Source organism: Arenimonas sp. (genome assembly GCF_036275555.1).
Classification (GTDB): Bacteria; Pseudomonadota; Gammaproteobacteria; order Xanthomonadales; family Xanthomonadaceae; genus Arenimonas.
The window spans coordinates 25,085-47,672 of sequence record NZ_DASUDO010000039.1 but is presented as its reverse complement, the minus strand read 5'-3'; the positions used below and the strand labels follow the sequence as shown (position 1 = coordinate 47,672).

Sequence of the window (22,588 nt, the reverse complement as noted above, 5' to 3'; positions counted from 1 at the left end):
GGAACCCCGGAGGGCGTCATGAGGACGCACGACCGTTTACGCATTGCCATCCAGAAGTCGGGCCGCCTGTCCGACCCCGCCCGCGACCTCCTGGCCCGCGCCGGGCTGTCGTTCCGGGAAAGCCGCGACCGCCTGTTCTGCTACGGCGAGTCCCTGCCGATCGACCTGCTGCTGGTCCGCGACGACGACATCCCCGGCCTGATCGCCGAGGGCGCCTGCGACCTCGGCGTGGTCGGCGGCAACGTGCTCGAGGAGCAGGCTTGCGAACGCCTGGCCGACGGGCGCGGCGAAGCCTTCCGGCCGATCCGCGAACTCGGTTTCGGCCGCTGCCGCCTGTCGGTGGCCGTGCCCAATGACTGGGAATGGACCGGCCCGCAGCGCCTCGCCGGCCTGCGCATCGCCACCAGCTATCCGCAGCTGATGGCGCGCTGGCTGCGCGAGCAGGGCGTCGAGGCCACCCCGGTGATGCTGTCGGGTTCGGTCGAGATCGCGCCGCGCCTGGGCAAGGCCGAGGCCATCTGCGACATCGTCTCCACCGGCGGCACGCTGATGGCGAACCAGCTCAAGGAAGTGGCCGTGATCCTCGAGAGCCAGGCCCTGCTGGTCGCGCCCTCGCAGCCCTTTGGCGACGAGCGCGCGGAGCTGGCGGCGATGCTGCTGCGCCGCCTTGACGCGGTGATGAGCGTGCGGGCGAGCAAACTGGTGCTGTTCCAGGCGCACCGCGACCAGGTGGCCGAGCTGGTGAAGCTGCTGCCCGATGCCGAGACCCCGACCGTGATGGCCATCGAAGGCCAGCGCGACCAGGTGGCGCTGCAGGCGCTGTGCCGCAGCGCGATGACCTGGCAGCGCCTGGAAGACATGAAGCGCGCCGGCGCCTCCGGCCTGTTGGTCCTCCCCGTGGAGCAGATGCTGGCATGAAGCGGATCGAATGGAACCGGCTCGACGCCGACGCGCGGCGCGATTGCCTGGCGCGTCCCGGCGCGGGCGACCAGTCCGAGGTCGAGGCGGCGGTGAAGCGCGTGTTCGAACAGGTGCGCGCCGATGGCGACACCGCGCTGCGGGCGCTGACGCGACGCTTCGACGGCGTCGAGCTGGCCCGCTTCGAAGTAACCCCCGCGGAAATGGCCGCCGCCGTCGCCACCGTGCCCGCCTCGCTGCGCGCGGCCCTGGCCGAGGCGCGCGAGCGGCTGCTCACCTGGCACCGCGCCGGCATGGCCAGCGAGTTCGAGGTCGATACCGCGCCCGGCGTGCGCTGCGGCCGGCTGCTGCGCGCGATTCCGCGCGTGGGCCTGTACGTGCCGGCGGGCAGCGCGCCGCTGGTATCCACGGCGCTGATGCTGGGCGTGCCGGCGGTGCTGGCCGGCTGCGACGAGATCGTGCTGTGCACGCCGCCGCGCGCCGACGGCAGCGCGGACCCGGCGGTGCTGGCGGCGGCGGAGCTGTGCGGCGTGCGCCGCGTGTTCAAGCTCGGCGGCGCCCAGGCCATCGCCGCGATGGCCTTCGGCACCGAGACGGTGCCGCGCTGCGACAAACTGTTCGGCCCCGGCAACCGCTACGTCACCGCGGCCAAGCAGCTGGCGGCGATGATGGCCGGCGGCCCGGCGATCGACATGCCCGCCGGCCCGTCCGAGGTGCTGGTGATCGCCGATGCCGGCGCGCCGCCCGTGCACGTGGCCGCCGACCTGCTGTCGCAGGCCGAGCACGGCCCGGATTCGCAGGTGGTGCTGCTGACCGATTCCGCGGAACTCGTGGACGCGGTCGCCGCCGAAGTGCGGCGGCAGGTCGCCGAACTGCCGCGCGAGGCGATCGCCACGCGGGCGCTCGAGTTCGCGCGGCTGGTGAAGGTGGATTCGCTGGACGAAGCCTTCGCCATCAGCAACGAGTACGCGCCGGAGCACCTGATCCTCGCGCTGCGCGAGCCGCGCGCCTGGCTGGACAAGGTCAGCTGCGCCGGCTCGGTCTTCCTCGGCGATTTCGCGCCGGAGGGGCTGGGTGACTACTGTTCGGGCACCAACCACGTGCTGCCAACCAATGGCGCCGCGCGTGCCTGGAGCGGCGTCAGCGTGGCCAGCTTCCAGAAATCCATCAGCGTGCAGGAGGTCAGCCGCGCCGGCCTGGCGGCGATCGGTCCCTGTGCGGTCGAGATCGCCCGCGCCGAAGGCCTCGAGGCACACGCGCAATCGGTGCTGCGGCGCCTGGAGAACGTGCGATGAGCGCCATCCTGTCCCTCGTGCGCGAAGACCTGCGTGAGTTCGCGGGCTACAGCTCGGCGCGCCGCGCCGGCGTCACCGGCAATGTCTGGCTCAATGCCAACGAGAGCGCGTGGCGCAACCCCGCCGACGCGGGCCTGGGCGCCAACCGCTACCCCGATCCGCAGCCGGCGGCGCTGCGCGCGCGGCTGGGCGAGATTTATGGCGTGCGTGCCGAACAGGTGCTGGTGGGGCGCGGCAGCGACGAGGCCATCGACCTGCTGGTGCGTGCGCTGTGCGTGCCGGGCCGCGACGCGGTGGTGATCTCGCCGCCGGTGTTCGGCATGTACGCCGTCAGCGCGCGGCTGCAGGGTGCGCCGCTGGTGGAAGTACCGCTGCGCGACACCGAGGCGGGCTTTGCTTCCGACCTCAACGCGATGGCCGACGCCGCGGTGTCCAACGGCGCCAAGCTGGTGTTCGTGTGCTCGCCGGCCAACCCGACCGGGCAGGCGATCCCGCCCGCCGACCTGCTGGCGCTGGCGCGCCGCCTCGCGGGCCGCTGCCTCGTGGTGGTGGACGAAGCCTACGGCGAGTATTCCGACCAGCCCTCGGTGGCCGGCTTCATCGACCAGCAGCCGAACCTGGCGGTGCTGCGCACGCTGTCGAAGGCGCATGCGCTGGCCGCGGCCCGGATCGGCTGCCTGCTGGCCGCGCCCGAGCTGGTGGCGGTGCTGCGCAACTGCCAGGCGCCGTATCCGCTGCCTTCGCCCTGCGTGCAGCTTGCGCTGGCCGGCCTGTCCGAGCCGGCGCTGGTGCAGACCCGCAGCCGGGTGATCACCGTGCGCGCGGAGCGCGAGCGGCTGCAGCACGAACTTCCGGGCTTGCCCGGGGTGCGGCGCGTGTATGCCTCGCAGGGCAACTACATCCTGGTGCGCTTCGACGATGCCGGCGCGGCGTTCGCGCGGCTGTTGGCCGCGGGCGTGGTGGTGCGCGACATGCGCGCCTCGCCGCAGCTCGGCGACGCGCTGCGCATCAGCGTCGGCAGCCCGGCGGAGAACGACGCCATGCTGGCGGCGCTGCGGGCGGGGAGGGCGGCGGCATGAGCGGCCAGCGCATCCTGTTCGTCGACCGCGATGGCACGATCATCGAGGAGCCGGCTGATTTCCAGATCGATGCCTACGAGAAGATCCGATTCGTCGAGGGCGTGATCCCGGCCATGCTGAAGCTGCGCGACGCCGGCTTCCAGTTCGTGCTGGTGACCAACCAGGACGGCCTGGGCACGGCCAGCTTCCCGCGCGAGAGCTTCGAAGGCCCGCACGCGCTGATGCTGCAGGTCCTCGCCTCGCAGGGCATCACCTTCCGCGAGCAGCTGATCGACGAGAGCTTCGAGCACGAGAACAAGCCGACCCGCAAACCGGGCCTCGGCCTGGTGATGCACTACCTGCGCGACCGCGGCATCGACCTGGCCAATTCGGCCGTGGTCGGCGACCGCGACACCGACCTGCAGCTCGCGGCCAACCTGGGCTGCCGGGGGTTCAAGCTCAAGCCGGGGCCGGATACCTGGGCTTCGATTGCGCACGAGCTGGCCGACGCGCCGCGGGTGGCGAAGGTCGAGCGGGTGACCAAGGAGACGCGCGTGCGGATCGAGCTCGACCTCGACCGCGCCGCCGATCCGGTCGTGGCCACCGGGCTGGGCTTCTTCGACCACATGCTCGAGCAGCTGGGCAAGCACGGCGGCTTCGCGCTCCGGCTCACCTGCAGCGGCGACCTGCACATCGACGAGCACCACACCGTCGAGGACAGCGCGCTGGCGCTGGGCCAGGCGCTGAAGCAGGCGCTGGCCGACAAGCGCGGCATCGGTCGGTACGGCGATTCCTCCGGGCAGGGCGCGATCACGCTGCCGATGGACGAGACGCTGGCGAAGGCGGCGGTCGATTTCTCGGGCCGGCCCTATTTCGTCTTCGAGGGCAGCTTCCCGCGCGCCGAAGTGGGCGGGTTGGCGACCGAGCTGGTGCCGCACTTCTTCCGTTCGCTGTGCGAGACCGCGGGGCTGAACCTGCACCTGTCCGTGCAGGGCGAGAACACGCACCACATGGTGGAGGCCTGCTTCAAGGCCACGGCGCGTGCGCTGCGCCAGGCCATCCGCCGCGAAGGCCGCGAGCTGCCGACCACGAAGGGCGCGCTGTGAAGGTCGTGCTGGTCGATTCCGGCGGCGCCAACATCGGCTCCGTGCGGTACGCGCTGGAGCGGCTGGGCGTGTCCGCCGACATGACGGCGGATGCCAACACCATCCTCGCCGCCGACCGCGTGATCCTGCCGGGCGTCGGCGCCGCCGCCCCCGCCATGGCCCGCCTCCAGCAAATGAACCTGGTTGATTTGCTTCGGGGGTTGAAGCAGCCGCTGCTGGGTATTTGCCTCGGGATGCAGCTGCTGTTCGAGGGGTCGGAGGAGGGCGATGTCGAATGCCTGGGGCTGGTGCCGGGACGGGTGCGGAAGATGCCGGCATCGCCGGGCGTCCGGGTGCCGCACATGGGCTGGAACCGGCTGCGGCCGACGCGGCCGGATCCGCTGCTCGCGGGCGTGGGCGAGGGTGCGCAGGCCTACTTCGTGCACAGCTTCGCGGCGCCGGTGACGGCCGACTGCCTGGCGTCGTGCGAGCACGGCCAGCCGTTCGCGGCCATGGTCCGGCGCGGCAACGTCGCCGGCGCCCAGTTCCACCCCGAACGCTCGGGCGCCGTCGGCGCGCGATTGCTCCAGAACTTCCTGCAGGCCGACCCGGCATGAGCGACTTCACCCTTTACCCCGCCATCGACGTGCGCGACGGCCGCGTGGTGCGCCTGCGCCAGGGCGACTACGCGCAGGAAACCCGCTACGCCGACGATCCGCTCGAGCTGGCGGCGCGTTACGCGGCCGCGGGCGCACGCTGGCTGCACCTGGTGGACCTCGACGCCGCGCGCGCGGGCGGCTACACGCTGGCGCCGCTGCTGGGCGAGCTCAAGCGCCGTACGCGCCTGAAGGTGCAGACCGGTGGCGGCGTGCGCGGCGAAGTGGACGTGGAGTCCCTGCTGGCCGCCGGCGCCGACCGCGTGGTGGTCGGCTCGCTGGCCGTGCGCGAGCCGGGCCGCGTCGCCTCCTGGGTCGCGCGCTACGGCGCCGAGCGCATCACCGTTGCGCTCGACACCCGGCGCGACGCCGAAGGCCGCTGGCGCCTGCCCGTGCACGGCTGGACCGAGGAGGGCGGCCGCGAGCTCGACGTGCTGGCCGCCGCCTACGACGAGGTCGGCCTGCGCCACCTGCTGTGCACCGACATCAGCCGAGACGGCATGCTCAGCGGCCCGAACTTCGACCTCTATCGCTACCTGTGCGAGCGCTTCCCGCGCCTGCGCGTACAGGCCTCGGGCGGTGTCGCCGACGCCGGCGAAGTGGCCGTGGCCAAGGCCAGCGGCTGCGGCGGAATCGTGCTGGGCAAGGCGCTGCTGGACGGCCGCTTCACCCTGGCCGACGTGATCGCGGAGCAGGCGCCATGCTGAGCCGTCGCCTGATTCCCTGCCTCGACGTGAAGGACGGCCTGGTCGTCAAGGGCGTCAAGTTCCGGGACCACGTCGTGATGGGCGCGATCGAGGACCTGGCGATGCGCTACCGCGACGAGGGCGCCGACGAGCTGGTCTTCTACGACATCACCGCCAGCCCGCAGGGCCGCGGCGTCGACCGCGCCTGGGTCGAGCGCGTCGCCCGCATCATCGACATCCCGTTCTGCGTGGCGGGCGGCATCCGCTCGGTGGCGCAGGCGCGCGAGGTGCTGCTGGCCGGCGCCGACAAGATCTCGGTGAACACGCCGGCGCTGGAGCGCCCGGGGCTCATCAACGAACTGGCCGCTGAATTCGGCGTGCAGTGCGTGGTCGTCGGCATCGACAGCCTGCGCGACGCCGATGGCGAATGGCGCGTGCGCGCCTACACCGGCGACCCCGACCAGACCCGCGCGCTGCCGCGCCGCACCCTGGACTGGGTGGCGGAGGTGCAGCAGCGCGGCGCCGGCGAGATCGTGCTCAACTGCATGGGCTCCGACGGCGTGCGCACCGGCTATGACCTCGAGCAGCTGCGCGCCGTGCGGGCGATCTGCGAGGTGCCGCTGGTGGCTTCGGGCGGCGCAGGAACGGCGCGCCATTTCGCCGAGGTCTTCCTCGATGCCGACGTGGACGCCGCGCTGGCGGCCAGCGTCTTCCACTCCGGCAGCGTCCGGATCCCCGAACTCAAGACCGCCCTGCGCGCGCAGGGCATCGAGGTGCGCGATGTCGCCTGAGCAGATCGCCGGCCTGGCCTGGGACAAGCAGGGCGGCCTGCTGCCCGCCGTGGTGCAGGACGCCGGCACCGGCCGGGTGCTGATGCTCGGCTACATGGATCGCGCCGCGCTGGATGCGACGCTGGCCAGCGGCCGCGTGACCTTCTACAGCCGCAGCAAGCAGCGCCTGTGGATGAAGGGCGAGACCAGCGGCGACGTGCTCGAGCTGGTCCGGCTGGAGGCCGACTGCGATGCCGACACGCTGCTGGTGCAGGCCCGCCCGCGCGGCCCCACCTGCCACCTCGGCCGCGAGAGCTGCTTCCCGGAAGCGCCGGGCAGCTTCCTCGCCGAACTCGATGCGCTGGTGCAGGCGCGCGAGCGCGAACGCCCGGCCGGCAGCTACACCACGTCGCTGTTCGAAGGCGGCGCGCGCCGAATCGCCCAGAAAGTGGGCGAGGAGGGCGTGGAAACGGCGCTGGCCGGCGTGGCCCAGGACGACGACGCGCTGCTGGGCGAGGCGGCCGACCTCGTCTTCCACCTGACCGTGCTGCTGCGTGCGCGCGGGCTGGGCCTGGCCGACGTCGAACGGGTGCTGCGCCAGCGCCACGCCGCCAAGCGCTGAGATCCGCCGCCGGGTGATAATCGGGGCCTCGCCGGAGGACCCCATGCCCGCCATCGCCCGCGCCCTGCTTTGCCTCAGCCTGTTGTGGCCCCTGGCCGCGCTGGCGCTGCCGCCGCCGTGCAACAGCGGCCGCGTGTTCGAGGATCGCGACGGTGACGGCCGCTGGTCGCGGGGCGACCGGCCGCTGCCCGGCGTGCTGGTGTCGGACGGCCTGCGGCTGGTGCGGACGGATGCCGAGGGCGGTTACGGGCTGCCGGTCGAGGACGGCCGGACGATCTTCGTGGTCAAGCCCGCGGGCCACGCTTTCCCGACCGGCGAGGATGGCCTGCCCGAGTTCTGGCGGCACCAGCAGTACCACGCGGGCCCGGCGCTGAAGTACGGCGGCATCCCCGACGGATTCCCGGCCTGCCGCGATTTCGCGCTGCGGCGCACGGCGCCGTCGCGCGGCGCGCTCGACGTACTGGTGTTTGCCGATCCGCAGGCCAAGACCGCCGCCCAGGTGGATTACTACGACCGCGACATCATTTCCCCGCTGGTAGCCGCGGCGAAGGGTCGTCCCGCCGCGGCCCTGGGCCTGACGCTGGGCGATATCGCCAACGATGACCTTTCCCTGTACCCGGCGCTGAAGGCGGCGACCGCGCGCCTGCGCACGCCCTGGCTGCACGCGGCCGGCAACCACGACCTCGATTTCGACGCCGCGACCGACGAGGATTCGCTGCGCAGCTTCCGCAACGCCTTCGGCCCGGACACCTTTGCTTGGGAGGAGCCGCAGGCCAGCTTCATCGTGCTCGACGACGTGATCTACCGGCCCGGGCAGAAGCCGGCCTACATCGGCGGCCTGCGCGAGGAACAGTTCACCTGGCTCGCGGCCTACCTCGATACGCTGCCGCGCGATCGGCGCCTGATGATCGCTGTGCACATCCCGTTCTTCGACGAGCCCGGCCGCGAGACCTTCCGCCGGGCCGACCGCGAGCGGCTGTTCGCGCTGCTGGCGCCGTTCGCGAAAGTGCTGCTGCTCAGCGGCCACGGCCACGTCCAGCGCCACCACTACCACGACGCCGACGACGGCTGGCATGGCGCCTCGCCGCTGCACGAGTACAACGTCGGCGCCGCCTGCGGTGGCTACTGGGGCGGCGCGCCCGACGCCGAGGGCCTGCCCGATGCGCGCATGTCCGACGGCACGCCGAACGGATACGCCCGCCTGCGCCTCGCCCGCGACGGGGGCTACGCGCTGCACTGGCACGCCGCGCGCGCCGGCGACGAGGCGATGTCGCTGCACGCGCCGAAGGTGCTGCGGCGCGGCCACTGGCCGGGCGTTGGCCTGTTCGCCAATGTCTACATGGGCGACGCCGATACGCGGGTCGAGGTGCGGGTCAACGGTGGCGACTGGCAGCCGATGCGGCGCGTGGACGCCGCGGACCCGGCGCTGGTGGCCGAGAACGTGCTCGACGACCTGGCCGTCGCGCTCCGCGGCTACGACCGTCTGCCCGAGGCGGAAGCCTCGACCCACCTCTGGCGCTTCAACCTGCCGACTGACCTGGCGGCCGGCGAGCACGCCTTCGAAGTGCGCGCCTTCGACCGCTGGCGCGGCGAGCTCAGGGCTTCGGGGTCTTATCGGCTGGTGGACGCAGCGGAGTGAGGACGGCTGCCTTGGTGTTTTCCCCGGCCGTCGCCTCGAAGGCGAAGGGGTAGGGCAGCGCCGGGCCGGGTTCGAACCCGGCGCGCCACGCCGCCAGCCGCTCGCCGATGCGCGCCCCGCGATTGATCTGCGGGCGCGACGGTTCCAGGCCCTCGGCCAGTTCGCGCGCTTCGATCGCGGCGGTGGCCTGCACGAAGGCGGCATCGAAGTCGGTGGTCGCGTTCAAACCCTCCACCAGCCAGGCGCGCCCGAAGAAGGTCGCCACCGAGTCATTGCCGCAGCCAAACGAGGTGCGTTCGCGGTGCGCCGCCATCAGCAGCAGCGTGTCCGGCCCGCGCAGGGCCTTGGCGAAACCGCCCGAGTAGCAGGCCGAGATCACCAGCACGCGGTGGCGGATGCCGGCGTCGTCGAGCGCCGCGCGCAGTTCGCCGGGCGTGAGCAGCCGGTCGCGCCGTCCCTCGCGGCGCAGCAGCAATTCGTGCTGCTCGGTGCCGTGGGTGGTGAAGTAGGCCAGCAGCAGGTCTTCGTCGGGATCCATGCGGGCGGCGATGCCGTCCAGCGCCTGGCGCAGCGTGTGCGCGTTGGCTTCCGGCAGCGCACGCACCGGCGGCGGCTCGACGTGGTTGGCGAGCAGGATCACGCGGCCTTCGGCGTCCAGCCGCTGGGCGGCGAGGTCGCGCAGGTAGTGCACTTCGTTGCGGAACACCTGCTCGCTGCCGTCACCGGCGAAGCCGAGTACGAACAGGTCGGGATGGCCCGGCCGCTGCGGCGCCAGCTGCGCCAGGTCGGCGGCGAGCTGGGGGTCGGGTCCGCGCGGCGCCGGCGCGGGCTTGGTGAGGGATTTTGCGGACGCCAGGGCGACGCCGGCCGCCAGCAGCGGGCCGGCGAACAACAGCGCGAGCCCGGCGGCCCGGCGGCTCATCCCGCGGCCGGATCGATCGCGTCGAAGGTTTCGACGCGGCGGTGGCCGCCGGTATCCGCGCCCAGGCGCGGCTGCGGATAGTCCTCGCGTCGGTCCACCAGCACGGTGCCCAGGCCGGCGTCGCGCGCGGCGTCAAGCTCCTCGACCACGTCGGACAGGAACAGCACGTCGGCCGCCGGCACGCCCAGCGCCGCGACGATGCGGCGGTAGCTGCCGGCCTCGCGCTTGCCGCCAACTTCGGTGTCGAACCACTGCGAGAATAGCGGCTGCAGGTCACCTGCGGCGCTGTTGCCGAAGAACAGCTTCTGCGCCGGCACCGAACCGGAGGAGTACACGTTCAGCCCATGCCCGGCGGCATGCCAGCGACGCAGCGCGTCGGCCGCATCGGGGTAGATGTGCGCGCGGAAATCGGCGCGGCCATAGCCGTCCTTCCACACCATGCCCTGCAGCGCCTTGAGCGCGGTGTGCTTGCGGTCGGCGTCGATCCAGCCCTGCAGGGTCTCCACCACCAGCGCGTCCTGGCAGGCGCCGCCCAGCTCGGTGGCCACCGCATCCAGCCACCGCCGCACTTCCGGCTCATGCCCATGCGCCGCCACGAACCCGGGCAGCGCCCGCCGCGCATACGGAAACAGCACGTCCTTCACGAACGAAATGCTGCTGGTGGTGCCCTCGATGTCGGTGAGTATGGTTTTCATATTTTTGGACGCGGATTAACGCGGATAGAGCAAATTCTTGGTTGGTGTTTCGATCGCTGGTGACTGACGGTCCTGCCGCGCGCTGCCGGACCGCCCATGTATCAACTTCTTTTTGCTCTATCCGCGTTTATCCGCGTTAATCCGCGTCCAAAAGCCTCCAGAACAACGCTCACCCAGCCTGGCCGGGTTCGTAGCGGGGGAAGCGCTGGGCGATGTCGGTGCCGGTGAAGTGGCCGACCCAGCCATCGGGCTCGGTGAAGAAGCGGATCGCCACGAAGCTCGGCTCCGGGCCCATGTCGAACCAGTGCGTGGTGCCGTCCGGCACGCCGACCAGGTCGCCCTGTTCGCAGCGGATCTCGTAGACCTTGTCGCCCACGTGCAGGGTGAACAGGCCCGAGCCGGCGACGAAGAAGCGCACCTCGTCTTCCTTGTGGAAATGCTCGTCGAGGAACTTGGCGCGCATCGCGTCCTTGTTCGGGTTGTCCGGCGCGATCGACACCACGTCCACGGTCTTGAAGCCGTTCTCGGCGACCAGCCGGTCGATGTCGGCGCGGTAGGCGGCCATCACCTCGTCGGGCGTGGCGCCCGGCTGCACCGGCTGGGCGGCCTGCCACTGCTCGAAGCGCACGCCGATCCCGCGCAGGCGCTCGGCCATCGTGGCCAGGTCTTCGGTCGACGACAGCGGGGCCGACGGGTTGGTCTCGTCGAAGATGCGGAGGCGGCTCATGCGTTCAGTCTCCTCAGGTCGAGCTCGCAGGCGAACAGGAATTCGAAGGCCTCGAGGTGGCGGCGGGCCTCGGCCATGGTGCGGCCCCAGGCGTAAAGGCCGTGTCCATCGATCAGGTAGCCCCACATCGGCTGCTGGTCGAGCAGGGTGTCGACCCACGCGGCCAGCTCGGGCATGTCCTGCGTATTGGCCAGCACGGGCACGTCGATGGCCATTTCGTGGGTGTGGTTGCCGTGGAAAGCCTTCAGCAGCTCGTAGCCTTCCAGGTGCACGTGGCCCTGGGCCGCGTACAGCCGCGACGCCACCGTCTGCACGTGCGAATGGGTGTGCAGCACGCAGCCGATTTCGGGGTAGCGGGCGTAGAGCTGGGTGTGCAGCAGGGTCTCGGCCGAGGGGCGGTGCGGCGTGGCCACCGGCTGGCCCTTGAAGTCGACCACCATGATGTCCTCCGCCACCAGCCGGCCCTTGTCGCGGCCGGACACGGTGATGGCGGCGTGGCGGTCGTCCATGCGCATCGAGAAATTGCTGCTGGTGGCCGGCGTCCAGCCCAGGGCGGAGAGCTCCCGGGTGTTGGCGACGATCTCGGCGGCGCAGGCGGCCAGGCGGGCAGGGTCGAAAGGCAGGTTTTCCATGCCCGGAAGTCTAGCCGATGGCGCCGGCGGCGTCGGCTTGACCTGCATCAACGCTGTATTCACCGGGAAGGCATAGACTGCCCCCAGCCATCGGAATCCTCCGTAGCCAGACGAGACCGCCATGAACACCCAGAACCCGTCCCGCCGCCGTTTCCTCGTCCACGCCGCCGTCGCCGCCGTTGCGATCCCGTTCGCGGGCCGCTTCATCAGCACCGCACAGGCGCAGGCCCTGCCCAAGCTGTCGCTGGACGACCCGACCGCCAAGGCCCTGGCCTACGCCGAGGACTACACCAAGGTCTCGCACCCGAGCTTCAAGCCCGGCAGCAACTGCGCCAACTGCCAGTTCTTCACCGCCGCCACCGGCGCCTGCACCCTGTTCCCGAAGAACTCCGTGCCGGCCACCGCCTGGTGCAGCGCCTGGGCCAAGAAGGCCTGATGCCCACCGCCGGCCGTCTCGGCCGGTGAGACCACGGGGCCGTTAGAATCCCCGGCAGTGTCCTTGCCGGGGTTTGCCTTGTCCGCTTCCGAATCCACCTTCCTGCTGCTGGGCCTGCTGGCCGGACTGGTCCTGGCCGGGGCCGCGTCGCTGTGGATCGCCCGGCGCCGGCTGGACGAGGCCCGCGCCGCCGGCCGCGCCGAGCGCGAGCCCGAACTGGCCCGCGTGGCCAGCGAACTGCAGTCTGCCCAGGCCCAGGCCGCCGATCTTCGCCATCGCCTGTCCGTGCTGGAGGCCGAGTACCGCCAGCTGCGCGACCAGCGCGAGGCCGGCGAGACCCGCGCCGCCGCCCTCGAGGCGCGCCTGCAGGAGCAGCAGCAGGCCGCCGAACAGCGCTACCGCGACCTCGAGAGCTCGCGCGAGCGGCTCAAGGCCGAGTTCCAGGCCCTGGCCGCCGATATCCTCGAGGACAAGTCCAAGCGCTTCGGCGAGGCCAACGTGCAGCAGCTGGGCCAGCTGCTCAATCCGCTGCGCGAGCAGATCGATGGCTTCCGCAAGGTCGTCACCGACTCCTACGAGAAGGAAAACAACTCCCGGGTGGCGCTGCAAACCCGCCTGGACGACCTGGTGCGCCTGAACCAGACGCTCGGCCAGGAGGCCCAGAGCCTCAGCCGCGCGCTCAGCGGCGACAACCGCAGCCAGGGCTACTGGGGCGAACTCAAGCTCGAGCGCCTGCTTGAAACCGCGGGCCTCGAGAAGGGCCGCGACTACCTTACCCAGGAGAGCTTCAAGGACGGCGACGGCGACCGCTACCGGCCCGACGCCGTGCTGCGCCTGCCCGAGGACAAGAGCATCGTCATCGACGCCAAGATGGTGCTGCTCGACTACCAGCGCGCCTGCGAGGCCACCGACGAAGCCGAGCGCGAGCAGGCCTTCGTGCGGCACGGGCTTGCGCTGCGCGCCCACGTGAAGGAGCTGGGCGAGAAGGACTACAGCCGGCTCGAGGGCCTCACCAGTCCCGACATGGTGCTGATGTTCGTGCCGGTCGAGGCTGCCTTCCTCGAAGCGCTGCGGCGCGATCCCCAGCTCTACGCCTACGCCTTCGAGCGCAAGATCATCCTGGTCGGGCCCAGCAACCTGCTGGCCTCGCTGCGGCTGGTGGCGCAGATCTGGCGCACCGAGCACCAGAACGCCAACGCCAAGGCCATCTCCAGCCGGGCGGCGGTGCTGTACGACAAGTTCGCCGGGTTCGTGGACGACCTGGCCAAGGTCGGCGAGGCCCTCGGCAAGGCGCAGAAGGCGCACGACGATGCGCTGGGCAAGCTGGCGTCCGGTCGCGGAAACCTCGTGCGGCAGGCCGAAATGCTCCGCAAGCTGGGCGTATCCCCCAACCGCCGGCTGCCGGCCTCGCTGGCCCAGGACCCGGATGCCGCGGCGGCCGACGAGGATGCGCCGGAGACGGAATAAGCCCCGTCCACTTTTTCATGACCTTCCCGCGGCCGGGCTTGGTTAGACTCCGGGATTGATTTCGCGGAGCCCGCCCGAGATGCGCCGATTCCTCGCTTTCCTGCTGGCCGGCCTGTGCCTGCCCGCCACCGTCCTCGCCCAGGCGCCGGCCGCACCCGGCCTGGATGAACGCATCGATGCGATGTTCAAGCCGGTCGCCGACGCCATCGCCGGCGTGGTCCTGCACGCGGTGCCGGTGGGCGGGCAGGGCGCCGCGATCCCGCTGATCGTGGCCTGGCTGATCCTCGGCGGGCTGGTCGCCACGGTGGCCTTCCGCTTCATCAACGTGCGTGGGTTCGTGCACGGCTTCCGCCTGATCCGCGGCGATTACGCCGATCCCGGCAGCGTCGGCGAAGTCAGCCACTTCCGCGCCCTGACCGCGGCGGTGTCGGGCACCGTGGGGCTGGGCAACATCGCCGGCGTCGCGATCGCCATCACCATCGGCGGGCCCGGCGCCACGTTCTGGATGATCGTCGCCGGCCTGCTGGGCATGTCGGCCAAGTTCGCCGAGTGCGCGCTGGGCGTGATGTATCGCGTGCAGAACGCCGATGGCACGGTGTCGGGCGGCCCGATGTACTACCTCAGCCGCGGCATCGCCGCCAATTACCCGGCGCTGGCGGGGCTGGGCATGGCGCTGGCGGGCTTCTACGCGCTGTGCGTGATGGCGGGCGCGGCCGGCTCGGGCGCGATGTTCCAGGCCAACCAGGCCTATGCCCAGCTGCTGCAGGTCACCGGCGGCGCGGAGGGACCGCTGGCCGGCCGCGGCTGGCTGTTCGGCATCGGCATCGCCACGCTCACGGGCCTGGTGGTGCTGGGCGGCATGACCCGCATCGGCGCGGTCACCGCGCGCCTGGTGCCCGGCATGGCCCTGCTCTACGTCCTCGGCGCGCTGTTCGTGATCGGCAGCAACGTCGGGCAAGTCCCGGCGGCCTTCCAGGCCATCCTCGAGGGCGCCTTCACCGCGCCGGGCGTGCAGGGCGGCGTGATCGGCGCGCTGATCATGGGTTTCCAGCGCGCGGCCTTCTCGAACGAGGCAGGCCTGGGCTCGGCGGCGATCGCGCATTCGGCGGTGAAGACCCGCGAGCCGATGAGCGAGGGCTTCGTCGCGCTCTGGGAGCCGTTCATCGACACCGTGGTCATCTGCACGATGACGGCGCTGGTGATCATCATCACCAACCAGCACACGGTCGGCGGCGCCGACGGCATCGCGCTCACCTCCAATGCCTTCGCGACGGTGGCGCCGTGGTTCCCGTACGCGCTGACGGTGGTGGTCTTCCTGTTCGCGTTCTCGACCATGATCACGTGGGCCTACTACGGCGCGAAGGCCTGCGGTTTCCTGTTCCGCGAGTCGCGCTGGGCGCAGGCGGCGTTCACCTGGGTATTCCTGGCCATGGTGGTGGTGGGCTGCAGCGTGCCGCTGTCGAGCCTGATGGGCATGGCCGACTCGCTGGTGCTCTCCATGGCGCTGCCCAACCTGATCGGCGTCTACCTGCTGATGCCCGTGCTCCGGCGCGAACTGGCGTCGTACCAGGCGCGCCTGGCCTCGGGCGAAATCCGGCCAGTCGTGCGATCCTGACGCCCCCTCGCCCCCGAGTCCCCGATGACCGCCACGCCGCTGCCCGAACCCACGCTGTCGCTGGGTGAACAACTTCGCCTCGTGATCGAGCAGATGCCCGAGGGCGAGATCAGCCTGGGCGCGCTGATGGACGTGTTCGGCGACGAAGGGCTGCTCCTGCTGACGGCCTTGATGGTGCTGGTGTTCCTGGTGCCGGTGTCGATCCCGGGCGTGAGCACGGTGTTCGGCGGCGCCATCCTGCTGGTGGGCGTGAGCCGCCTGACCGGCCGGCCGCTGTGGCTGCCCCGGCGCCTGCGCGAGCGGGCGCTGCCCGGCGCCCGCGTGCGCGCGGCGCTGACCGGCGGGCTGTCCTGGGTGCGGCGCTTCGAACGCATCAGCCGGCCGCATCGCCTGCGGTCGCTGGCCGAATCACGCGGCTGGCTGGTGCTCGGCAACCTGGCTTTCATCTCGGCGGCGGTGCTGCTGATGGCGCCGCTGAGCTTCCTGCCTTTCAGCAACACGCTGCCGGCGATCGCGCTGCTGTTCTACGCCATCGGTTTCATCCAGCGCGATGGCGGCGCGGTGCTCATTGGCCATGTGGCCCAGCTGTCGGCGGCGGTCTATTTCGGCGCCGTGGCCGCCGGCGGCGGCGCAGCGCTCTCCCGGTTCCTGGGGTGATCGCCGCCCGGCGCGGGCGGTTCAGGCCTTGCGGTAGTTGTCCTGCACCGGGTACCGCCGCGCATACGCGATGAACGCCAGCGCCGCGACCGCGGCGAAGCCCGCGAAGAAGAACATCAGGAAGGCGTTCTCGCTCCAGCCCTGGCCCGTGATCCAGCCGATCACGGTCGGGTGGCGCACGGTGACATTGGTCAGCAGCACCCAGAGCCCGCCGAAGGTGCTGGTGAGGTACCAGAAGGCCATGATCACGCCCTTCATCGCGTGCGGGGCCTGGCTGTAGGCGAACTCCAGCGCGGTCGCCGAGACGAGCACCTCGCCGAACGTGAGCAGCAGGTAGGGCCAGGTCTGCCAGCCGATCGACAGGTTGGCGCCGGCATCGAGCTGCAGCTGGATGGCGCCGGCGATGACCCAGGCCACCGCCGAGAACGCGATGCCCCAGCCCATCCGCCGCAGCGGCGTCGGGTTGAAGCCGAAGCGGCGCAGGGCGGGGTAGAGCACCAGGTTGTTGAACGGGATCAGCATCATCACGAACAGCGGGTTCAGCGCCTGCATCTGCGAGGGCGAGGCGAACCAGCCGCGCAGGAACCCGGCCACGCCGTCGGGCAGGGACGAGAACGTGGGCATCACCATCTCGCCGCCCTGCAGCACCCAGGTCGAGGCCTTCTGGTCGAAGAGTGACCAGAACGGGGTGACCAGGGCGAACACGATCAGGATGCGCAGTACGGCCCGCACGCCGTCGATCGCCGCGTCGGGGTGGGCGCCGCGGGCGCGCTCGAGCTGGAGCGATGCGCCCCAGCCGACGCCGCCGATCAGCGTGCCCAGCGCGAGGCAGGCGGTGATCACGAAGCCCCATCCGCTCGGCCAAAGTGATGCGCCGGTGGCCCAGAGCCCCAGCATCAGGGTCGCCACGAGGATCGCCAGGGCGGCCATGATCGTGCCGAGGCCCGGTGCGCCGCGCGTCAGTGCGGTCTTCACGACGCTGAGGAAGGAATCCGGGTCCGGTCCGGACGGCGGGACGTTGACATACTGCTTGCGGCCCAGCCAGAAGATGAGCGTCGCGATGAACATCAGGATGCCGGGGATGCCGAAGGCCCAGGCGGCGCCCCAGTTACGCAGCACCAGCGGCATCAGCAGCGACGCGAAGAACGAACCGAAGTTGATGATCCAGTAGAACGCGTCGAACACCACGCGGGCGCGGCTCTTGTTGGTCTGGTCGAACTGGTCGCCGACGAAAGACACCACCAGCGGCTTGATGCCGCCCGAACCCAGCGCGATCAGGAACAGGCCGGTGAAGAAGCCCGATCGGCTGTCCTCGAACATCGCCAGGCAGGCGTGGCCCGCGCAGTAGATCAGCGAGAACCACAGGACGGTGTTGTACTTGCCGAAGTATCGGTCGGACAGCCAGCCGCCCAGCAGCGGGAAGAAGTACACGCCGATCACGAAGGTGTGGAAGATGTCCTTGGCGTAGCCCTGCCGGTCGAGGATCGGCAGCGCGGCCAGCAGTACGCTGGCGGCGAGGAACTCCACCAGGATGTTGCGCATGCCGTAGAAGCTGAAGCGCTCGCAGGCTTCGTTGCCGATGATGTACGGGATCTGCCGCGGCAGCGGTGCCGCGGGTACGGATTCAGCGGCGACGGACGGCGGATGGGGCATGGACTACTTCTTGTTCTGGTCGAAGATGCGGAAGAGGATCCAGGCCAGCAGCGCCACGGCGAGTGCGCCGGCGGTGGTGGTCCAGCCGGACGCGTAGAACAGCAGGCCACAGGCCAGCAGCGCGCCCAGGCCCAGCAACTTTTCCTTCAGGCCCGACGGCCGCTCCGGCGTGCCCACCAGCAGGCTCAGGCCGGCCGCGACGTAGGCCATCACCACCAGCAGCACGACCATGCCGATGATGGTTTCGAACTGGCCGGCCACGGTGGGGGCGAGGGTGAGGAAGGCGATCGCCGTCATCGCGCTGGCGACGATCAGCAGGCCCCAGCCGGCCGAGCCGTTGGGCAGCAGACGACCGAAGAGGCCGGGCAGGTAGCCGCGCTGCGCGGCGCGGGCGCCGGACTCGCCGGAGACCAGCATCCAGCCGCCGAGCGTGCCGGTGGCCTTCAGCGCCGCGGCCGCCGCGATCACCGGGATCGCCCACGGCCCGAAGATGCTGCCGGCCACCAGCGCGAAGGGCGCGCTCGAGGCCGCAAGCTCGGCGGCCGGCACGATGCCCATCACCAGCACCGACGACATCAGGTACACCACGCCGGCGAGCAGGATGCCGCCCAGCGTCGCGCGCGGCACGTTGCGGTCCGGGTCGTCGACGATGCCCGCGACCATCGCGCCGGTTTCCAGCCCCACGAAGGCCCAGAAGATCGGCGCGAGGTTGCTGATCACGACCGCCGTGTCGGACCGGCCGGTGACGTTCCAGGCTTCGCGGTACAGGCCCGCGTCGAAGTGGCCCCAACCGCCGACCAGCACCACCGCCACCGGCAGCAGGCCGAACACGACGCACAGCGACTGGAACTTGGCGACCTGGCGGGGGCCGAGCAGGTTCACGGCGAACATCAGCCAGATCAGCGCGACCTGGCCGGTGATGCGAATCGTGGTGTCGCCACCGTCCAGCGGCAGCAGGGTGACCAGGTAGCCAAAGGCGGCCACCGCGATCGCGTTGTTGCCGATCCACGACGAGGCCCAGTAGAGCGACGTGGCCAGGAAGCCCATGTCCCGGCCCAGGGCGGGCCGGACGTAATCGTCGGGGCAGTTGAGGTCGGGGTAGTCGCGGGCCAGGCGGGCAAAGGCACCGCCGAGGATCACCGCGATCACGGTGCCGACCAGCCAGCTGAGGGCGGTGACGCCGCCCTGGCCAGCCAGCGAGGCGGGCAGCAGGAAGAATCCCGATCCGATCATGTTGTTGGCCACCACGAAGGTGGCCAACAGCACGCCGATCTTCTTGGGCGAGGACGCCGTCATGCGGTCAGGCAGGGCAGGCCGCCGGTGCAGCGGCCCGCCGGGCCCTCAGCGCTTGTCCGGCGCGTCTTCCTTGAACTCGGGCATCTCCGGGGAGTCGAGCTGCTCCTGGCCCTTGTTCAGGCGCGAGTTGCGCATGCCGTAGACGAAGTACAGCACGATCGCGCCAAGCACGTACCAGCCGAAGAACACCAGCACGCGGGTCTCGACGGTGAAGATGAGCGCGAAGCAGGCCACGATGCCGACCAGCGGCAGCACCGGGTACAGCGGCACCTTGAAACCACGCGGGATGTTCGGGTGGGTGCGGCGCAGCCAGATCACGGCCAGGCAGACGATGCCGAAGGCGGCCAGCGTGCCCACCGAGGTCATGTCGCCCAGGGTGTTGATGTCGAAGAAGGCCGCGGCGATCGCCGTAAGCAGGCCGACCACGATGGTGTTGACCCAGGGGGTGCGGAACTTCGAATGCACCTTGGCGAAGACCGAAGGCAGCAGGCCGTCGCGGGCCATGGTGTAGAAGATGCGGGTCTGGCCGTACATCAGCACCAGCACCACCGAGGTCAGGCCGACGATGGCGCCGACCTTGATGATCTTGGCGAACCAGGCCCAGTCGGCGCCGAGGGCGTCCACCGCGACCGCGACCGGATCGGGCACGTTCAGCATCTTGTAGTTCACGACCATCGTCATGACGATCGAGACCAGGATGTAGAGGATGGTGCAGACGACCAGCGAGCCGATGATGCCGATCGGCATGTCCTTCTTGGGGTTCTTGGCTTCCTGGCCAGCGGTCGAGACCGCCTCGAAGCCGATGTAGGCGAAGAACACGATCGAGGCGGCGCGCAGGATGCCGTCCCAGCCGAACTCGCCCTTGTTGCCGGTCGGCTCGGGGATGAACGGGTCCCAGTTGCCCTTGAGCGCGTCGTAGTTCTGGATCACGTACCAGCCCACGACCAGGATGAAGGCGATGATCACCGTCATCTTCACCGCGACGATGAAGTTGTTGACCTTGGCGCTCTCGGACACGCCCACGACCAGCAGGGCGGCCAGTGCGGCGCAGATCAGGAAGGCGGGCAGGTTGAACAGCGTGGTCACCGCGGTGCCGTCGGCGTTGAGCACGGCGGCGCCGTTGCGCACCAGCGCGTGGCCGTAGGGGCCGGTCAATTCAGGTGGGATCACCAATCCGTAGTCACCCAGCAGGCTGACGACGTAGCCGGACCAGCCGACCGCGACCACCGAGGCGGCCAGGCCATACTCGAGCAGGAGCAGCGCGCCCATGATCCAGGCGGCGAACTCACCGATGGTGGTGTAGCTGTAGGTGTAGGCCGAACCGGACACCGGCAGCGTCGAGGACAGCTCGGCGTAGCACAAGCCCGCCAGCGCGCAGACCGCGCCGGCGATCAGGAAGGACAGCAGCACTGCTGGACCGGCATGCAGCGCGGCGGCATTGCCGGTGCGCACGAAGATGCCGGCGCCGATGATGCAGCCAATGCCGAGGAAGACCAGGTTCCAGGGGCCCAGGGTGCGCTTGAGCTGGCTGTTCTCGGTTTCGCGCTGGACCTGTTCGACGCTCTTTCGGAGCAGGAGCCGCTCCAGGAAGGTCCGCTGGGTGGTGCTGGCCATCAATCTATCCCCTTGTTCATCTCGTTCTGGGCCCGGCCATCTCGGGGACGGCGGGCATATTCTCGGCCGCGACCCGGGTCGCGGGCGGCGGCTAACCTTAGCCCAGCAGGCCGGGAGCCACAAGCCATTCTGGCCCCGCCTGCAGCCGCTATGCTGTGTGCCCCGCACCGGCTGCCCGACATGACCCAAGCACGTTTCGACCTCGCCTCGGCGCTGGCCGCGCACCGGACCGCCGACCTGGCGGAACAGGCCGCCGGCCGGCTGTTCGCGGAGTTCCTGGCGTCATCGCCCGACGCGTTCGAGCGGCATCATCCACCGGGGCATTTCACCGGCTCGGCCTGGCTGGTCAGCGCCGATGGCCAGCGCGTGCTGCTCACCCACCACCGCAAGCTGGGCCGATGGCTGCAGCTGGGCGGGCATGCGGACGGCGATCCCGACCTTGCAGCGGTGGCCTTGCGCGAGGCACAGGAAGAGTCCGGACTGACCGACCTGGTGGTCGAACCGGTGATCTTCGACCTCGACCGCCACGCCATCCCGGCCCGCGGCAGCGAGCCGGAGCACTGGCACTACGACGTGCGCTTCGTGGTGCGCGCCACCGGCAGCGAAGCCTTCGAGGTGAACGAGGAATCGCTGGCCCTGGCGTGGAAGCCGATCGCGGAGATCGCCGCCGATCCGGACGCCGACGAATCCCTGCGCCGCATGGCCCGCAAGTGGCTCAGCCGTTTATAAAAGGGATCAGACGCGGCCGTTGAATTCGCCGGTGGCGGTGCTGACCCAGATCTTCTCGCCGTTGGTGATGTACTCCGGCACCATGATCTCGATGCCGGTGTTCAGGCGCGCCGGCTTCGGGCGCTTGGTGGCGGTGCCGCCCTTGAGTTCCGGCGGGGTCTCGACCACTTCCAGCTGCACGCTCGGGGGCAGCTGCACGGCCACCGGGGCGTCCTCGATCAGCTGGATGTAGCAGCCTTCCAGGCCCTCGGTGATGTAGCCCGCGCTGTCGCCGACCACGTCCGCGTCGAGCTGGTAGGGCGTGTAGTCCTCGGCGTCGAGGAACACGAAGGCCTCGCCGTCCTTGTACGAGAAGGTGCACTCGCGGCGGCTGAGCTCGACTTCGCGCAGCTCGTCGTCGGCACCGGCGCTGAGGTCGTACTTCACGCCGCCCGGCACGCTGTACAGGGTGAAACGGAACTTGACGTTGCCGCCGCGGCCCTGCGGCGAGCTGCGCTCGATGTCGCGCACCTGGTACACGGTGCCGTTGTGCTCGATGACGTTGCCTTTCTTGATCTCGCCAGCTTTCATCTGCGTTCTCTGTCAATTGGTTTACTCCCTCCCCCACGCAGTGGGGGAGGGCCGGGGAGGGGGGACTCGGGATTACTTGGGCGCCAACCTGACCGCACCATCCAGGCGAATGGTCTCGCCATTGAGGTAACGGCTGCCCAGGATGTAAGCCACCAGGTTCGCGAACTCAGCCGGCTGGCCCAGGCGCGACGGGAACGGGATCGAGGCCGACAGCGACTGCTGCACGGCTTCCGGCATGCCGTCCACCATCGGGGTCCAGAAGATGCCCGGGGCGATGGTGTTGACGCGGATGCCGAAGCGGGCGAGTTCGCGCGCCATCGGCAGCGTCATCGCCACCACGCCGCCCTTGGACGCGGAGTACGCGGCCTGGCCGATCTGGCCTTCGTAGGCGGCGACGCTGGCGGTGTTGACGATCACGCCGCGCTCGCCGTCTTCGCCGGCGGCGTTGTGCTGCATCACGTTGGCGGCGGCCTTGGCCACGTTGAAGCTGCCGACCAGGTTCACCATCACGGTGCCAGCGAAGTTCTTGAGCGGCATCGGCGCGTCCTTGCCCAGGACGCGGCCGGCGCCGAGGATGCCGGCGCAGTTCACGGCGGCGTTGAGCCCGCCCATGAACTCGCGCGCGGCGGCGAGGTTGGCCTCGACGTTGGCTTCGTCGGTGACGTCGGTGCGGAAGTAGCGCGCCTTGTCGGCGCCCAGCGCGGCGACGGCGGCCGCGCCCTTCTCGTCGTTGATGTCGAGCAGCGCGACCTTGGCGCCCCCGGCGACCAGGTGCTCGGCCACGGCCAGGCCCAGGCCGGAAACGCCGCCGGTGATGACGGCGCGGGTGTCTTGGATCTTCATGGG

General features: G+C 70.5%; 23 protein-coding genes. 14 read left to right on the top strand and 9 right to left on the bottom strand.

All coding sequences use genetic code 11. The features are described from left to right. The first annotated feature begins 18 nt into the window (after positions 1-18). Genes hisG through VFV21_RS10885 form a run of 9 tightly spaced genes read left to right on the top strand, consistent with a single transcriptional unit; the run spans position 19 to position 8,729 of the window. Positions 19-918, top strand: coding sequence for an ATP phosphoribosyltransferase (hisG, locus tag VFV21_RS10925; RefSeq protein WP_034212441.1), 900 nt, complete (start codon positions 19-21; stop codon positions 916-918). Next, entirely contained in the window at positions 915-2,213 is a 1,299-nt protein-coding gene (gene hisD, locus VFV21_RS10920; protein WP_329669458.1) for a histidinol dehydrogenase, read from the top strand. Before hisG ends, hisD begins: the two co-directional genes overlap by 4 nt. Continuing rightward, positions 2,210-3,292, top strand: coding sequence for a histidinol-phosphate transaminase (gene hisC, locus VFV21_RS10915; RefSeq protein WP_329669457.1), 1,083 nt, complete (start codon positions 2,210-2,212; stop codon positions 3,290-3,292). Before hisD ends, hisC begins: the two co-directional genes overlap by 4 nt. After that, entirely contained in the window at positions 3,289-4,377 is a 1,089-nt protein-coding gene (gene hisB, locus VFV21_RS10910; RefSeq protein WP_329669456.1) for a bifunctional histidinol-phosphatase/imidazoleglycerol-phosphate dehydratase HisB, read from the top strand. The genes hisC and hisB overlap by 4 nt, the downstream gene beginning before the upstream one ends. Beyond that, positions 4,374-4,973, top strand: coding sequence for an imidazole glycerol phosphate synthase subunit HisH (gene hisH, locus VFV21_RS10905; protein ID WP_329669455.1), 600 nt, complete (start codon positions 4,374-4,376; stop codon positions 4,971-4,973). Before hisB ends, hisH begins: the two co-directional genes overlap by 4 nt. Further along, positions 4,970-5,719 carry a 1-(5-phosphoribosyl)-5-[(5-phosphoribosylamino)methylideneamino]imidazole-4-carboxamide isomerase gene (hisA, locus tag VFV21_RS10900; protein WP_329669454.1) on the top strand — a complete coding sequence of 250 codons (750 nt, stop codon included), beginning with the start codon at positions 4,970-4,972 and terminating at the stop codon, positions 5,717-5,719. The genes hisH and hisA overlap by 4 nt, the downstream gene beginning before the upstream one ends. Further along, positions 5,713-6,489 (top strand): imidazole glycerol phosphate synthase subunit HisF, encoded by a 777-nt coding sequence (gene hisF, locus VFV21_RS10895; protein WP_329669453.1) that lies wholly within the window; start codon positions 5,713-5,715, stop codon positions 6,487-6,489. The genes hisA and hisF overlap by 7 nt, the downstream gene beginning before the upstream one ends. Next, positions 6,479-7,090 carry a bifunctional phosphoribosyl-AMP cyclohydrolase/phosphoribosyl-ATP diphosphatase HisIE gene (hisIE, locus tag VFV21_RS10890; protein WP_329669452.1) on the top strand — a complete coding sequence of 204 codons (612 nt, stop codon included), beginning with the start codon at positions 6,479-6,481 and terminating at the stop codon, positions 7,088-7,090. Before hisF ends, hisIE begins: the two co-directional genes overlap by 11 nt. Before the next feature lie 43 nt (positions 7,091-7,133). Continuing rightward, a complete protein-coding gene (locus VFV21_RS10885) occupies positions 7,134-8,729 on the top strand; it encodes a calcineurin-like phosphoesterase family protein (RefSeq protein ID WP_329669451.1) in 1,596 nt (531 codons plus the stop codon). Here VFV21_RS10885 and VFV21_RS10880 read toward each other — a convergent pair. The 4 genes from VFV21_RS10880 to VFV21_RS10865 all read right to left on the bottom strand — a co-directional run bounded on the left by VFV21_RS10880 (position 8,686) and on the right by VFV21_RS10865 (position 11,705). Further along, the gene (locus VFV21_RS10880) at positions 8,686-9,651 is read right to left on the bottom strand and encodes a C13 family peptidase (RefSeq protein ID WP_329669450.1); all 966 of its coding nucleotides are present in this window, start codon (positions 9,649-9,651) and stop codon (positions 8,686-8,688) included. The genes VFV21_RS10885 and VFV21_RS10880 overlap by 44 nt on opposite strands. Continuing rightward, a complete protein-coding gene (mtnC, locus tag VFV21_RS10875; protein ID WP_329669449.1) occupies positions 9,648-10,346 on the bottom strand; it encodes an acireductone synthase in 699 nt (232 codons plus the stop codon). Before mtnC ends, VFV21_RS10880 begins: the two co-directional genes overlap by 4 nt. A 169-nt stretch (positions 10,347-10,515) precedes the next feature. Next, positions 10,516-11,073, bottom strand: coding sequence for an acireductone dioxygenase (locus VFV21_RS10870; RefSeq protein ID WP_329669448.1), 558 nt, complete (start codon positions 11,071-11,073; stop codon positions 10,516-10,518). Continuing rightward, positions 11,070-11,705 (bottom strand): methylthioribulose 1-phosphate dehydratase, encoded by a 636-nt coding sequence (locus VFV21_RS10865; protein ID WP_329669447.1) that lies wholly within the window; start codon positions 11,703-11,705, stop codon positions 11,070-11,072. The genes VFV21_RS10870 and VFV21_RS10865 overlap by 4 nt, the downstream gene beginning before the upstream one ends. A 121-nt stretch (positions 11,706-11,826) precedes the next feature. Here VFV21_RS10865 and VFV21_RS10860 point away from each other — a divergent pair, with 121 nt between their 5' ends. The 4 genes from VFV21_RS10860 (at position 11,827) to VFV21_RS10845 (ending at position 15,880) form a co-directional block, all read left to right on the top strand. Beyond that, a complete protein-coding gene (locus tag VFV21_RS10860; protein WP_329669446.1) occupies positions 11,827-12,141 on the top strand; it encodes a high-potential iron-sulfur protein in 315 nt (104 codons plus the stop codon). A gap of 78 nt (positions 12,142-12,219) precedes the next feature. Continuing rightward, the gene (gene rmuC, locus VFV21_RS10855; protein WP_329669445.1) at positions 12,220-13,608 is read left to right on the top strand and encodes a DNA recombination protein RmuC; all 1,389 of its coding nucleotides are present in this window, start codon (positions 12,220-12,222) and stop codon (positions 13,606-13,608) included. 79 nt (positions 13,609-13,687) lie between these two features. Beyond that, a complete protein-coding gene (locus VFV21_RS10850) occupies positions 13,688-15,223 on the top strand; it encodes an alanine/glycine:cation symporter family protein (protein ID WP_329669444.1) in 1,536 nt (511 codons plus the stop codon). A 24-nt stretch (positions 15,224-15,247) separates the two neighbouring features. Beyond that, complete coding sequence (locus tag VFV21_RS10845; protein ID WP_329669443.1) at positions 15,248-15,880, top strand: exopolysaccharide biosynthesis protein; 633 nt, start codon at positions 15,248-15,250, stop codon at positions 15,878-15,880. 21 nt (positions 15,881-15,901) lie between these two features. On the opposite strand, the gene VFV21_RS10840 is transcribed toward VFV21_RS10845, so the two are convergent. The 3 genes from VFV21_RS10840 to VFV21_RS10830 are packed head-to-tail and all read right to left on the bottom strand — an operon-like array spanning position 15,902 to position 20,443. Then, entirely contained in the window at positions 15,902-17,533 is a 1,632-nt protein-coding gene (locus tag VFV21_RS10840) for an oligopeptide:H+ symporter (protein WP_329669442.1), read from the bottom strand. A gap of 3 nt (positions 17,534-17,536) precedes the next feature. Beyond that, positions 17,537-18,829, bottom strand: a complete 1,293-nt coding sequence (locus tag VFV21_RS10835; protein WP_329669441.1) for an amino acid permease — start codon at positions 18,827-18,829, stop codon at positions 17,537-17,539. A gap of 45 nt (positions 18,830-18,874) precedes the next feature. Further along, a complete protein-coding gene (locus tag VFV21_RS10830; RefSeq protein WP_329669440.1) occupies positions 18,875-20,443 on the bottom strand; it encodes an amino acid permease in 1,569 nt (522 codons plus the stop codon). Positions 20,444-20,623: 180 nt separating this feature from the next. Here VFV21_RS10830 and VFV21_RS10825 point away from each other — a divergent pair, with 180 nt between their 5' ends. Next, complete coding sequence (locus tag VFV21_RS10825; RefSeq protein ID WP_329669439.1) at positions 20,624-21,172, top strand: NUDIX hydrolase; 549 nt, start codon at positions 20,624-20,626, stop codon at positions 21,170-21,172. Between the two features lie 6 nt (positions 21,173-21,178). Here VFV21_RS10825 and yeiP read toward each other — a convergent pair whose 3' ends face one another. Then, positions 21,179-21,742, bottom strand: a complete 564-nt coding sequence (gene yeiP, locus VFV21_RS10820; RefSeq protein ID WP_290889588.1) for an elongation factor P-like protein YeiP — start codon at positions 21,740-21,742, stop codon at positions 21,179-21,181. 72 nt (positions 21,743-21,814) lie between these two features. After that, positions 21,815-22,585, bottom strand: coding sequence for an SDR family NAD(P)-dependent oxidoreductase (locus VFV21_RS10815; RefSeq protein WP_329669438.1), 771 nt, complete (start codon positions 22,583-22,585; stop codon positions 21,815-21,817). Between the last annotated feature and the right edge of the window lie 3 nt (positions 22,586-22,588).

What these genes read in the sequence shown, in the direction of transcription:
- hisG (WP_034212441.1), top strand. Translation starts at nt 19, where the DNA reads ATGAGGACGCACGACCGTTTACGCATTGCCATCCAGAAGTCGGGCCGC.
- hisD (WP_329669458.1), top strand. Translation starts at nt 915, where the DNA reads ATGAAGCGGATCGAATGGAACCGGCTCGACGCCGACGCGCGGCGCGAT.
- hisC (WP_329669457.1), top strand. Translation starts at nt 2,210, where the DNA reads ATGAGCGCCATCCTGTCCCTCGTGCGCGAAGACCTGCGTGAGTTCGCG.
- hisB (WP_329669456.1), top strand. Translation starts at nt 3,289, where the DNA reads ATGAGCGGCCAGCGCATCCTGTTCGTCGACCGCGATGGCACGATCATC.
- hisA (WP_329669454.1), top strand. Translation starts at nt 4,970, where the DNA reads ATGAGCGACTTCACCCTTTACCCCGCCATCGACGTGCGCGACGGCCGC.
- hisF (WP_329669453.1), top strand. Translation starts at nt 5,713, where the DNA reads ATGCTGAGCCGTCGCCTGATTCCCTGCCTCGACGTGAAGGACGGCCTG.
- hisIE (WP_329669452.1), top strand. Translation starts at nt 6,479, where the DNA reads ATGTCGCCTGAGCAGATCGCCGGCCTGGCCTGGGACAAGCAGGGCGGC.
- VFV21_RS10885 (WP_329669451.1), top strand. Translation starts at nt 7,134, where the DNA reads ATGCCCGCCATCGCCCGCGCCCTGCTTTGCCTCAGCCTGTTGTGGCCC.
- VFV21_RS10880 (WP_329669450.1), bottom strand. Translation starts at nt 9,651, where the DNA reads ATGAGCCGCCGGGCCGCCGGGCTCGCGCTGTTGTTCGCCGGCCCGCTG.
- mtnC (WP_329669449.1), bottom strand. Translation starts at nt 10,346, where the DNA reads ATGAAAACCATACTCACCGACATCGAGGGCACCACCAGCAGCATTTCG.
- VFV21_RS10870 (WP_329669448.1), bottom strand. Translation starts at nt 11,073, where the DNA reads ATGAGCCGCCTCCGCATCTTCGACGAGACCAACCCGTCGGCCCCGCTG.
- VFV21_RS10865 (WP_329669447.1), bottom strand. Translation starts at nt 11,705, where the DNA reads ATGGAAAACCTGCCTTTCGACCCTGCCCGCCTGGCCGCCTGCGCCGCC.
- VFV21_RS10860 (WP_329669446.1), top strand. Translation starts at nt 11,827, where the DNA reads ATGAACACCCAGAACCCGTCCCGCCGCCGTTTCCTCGTCCACGCCGCC.
- VFV21_RS10850 (WP_329669444.1), top strand. Translation starts at nt 13,688, where the DNA reads ATGCGCCGATTCCTCGCTTTCCTGCTGGCCGGCCTGTGCCTGCCCGCC.
- VFV21_RS10845 (WP_329669443.1), top strand. Translation starts at nt 15,248, where the DNA reads ATGACCGCCACGCCGCTGCCCGAACCCACGCTGTCGCTGGGTGAACAA.
- VFV21_RS10840 (WP_329669442.1), bottom strand. Translation starts at nt 17,533, where the DNA reads ATGCCCCATCCGCCGTCCGTCGCCGCTGAATCCGTACCCGCGGCACCG.
- VFV21_RS10835 (WP_329669441.1), bottom strand. Translation starts at nt 18,829, where the DNA reads ATGACGGCGTCCTCGCCCAAGAAGATCGGCGTGCTGTTGGCCACCTTC.
- VFV21_RS10830 (WP_329669440.1), bottom strand. Translation starts at nt 20,443, where the DNA reads ATGGCCAGCACCACCCAGCGGACCTTCCTGGAGCGGCTCCTGCTCCGA.
- VFV21_RS10825 (WP_329669439.1), top strand. Translation starts at nt 20,624, where the DNA reads ATGACCCAAGCACGTTTCGACCTCGCCTCGGCGCTGGCCGCGCACCGG.
- yeiP (WP_290889588.1), bottom strand. Translation starts at nt 21,742, where the DNA reads ATGAAAGCTGGCGAGATCAAGAAAGGCAACGTCATCGAGCACAACGGC.
- VFV21_RS10815 (WP_329669438.1), bottom strand. Translation starts at nt 22,585, where the DNA reads ATGAAGATCCAAGACACCCGCGCCGTCATCACCGGCGGCGTTTCCGGC.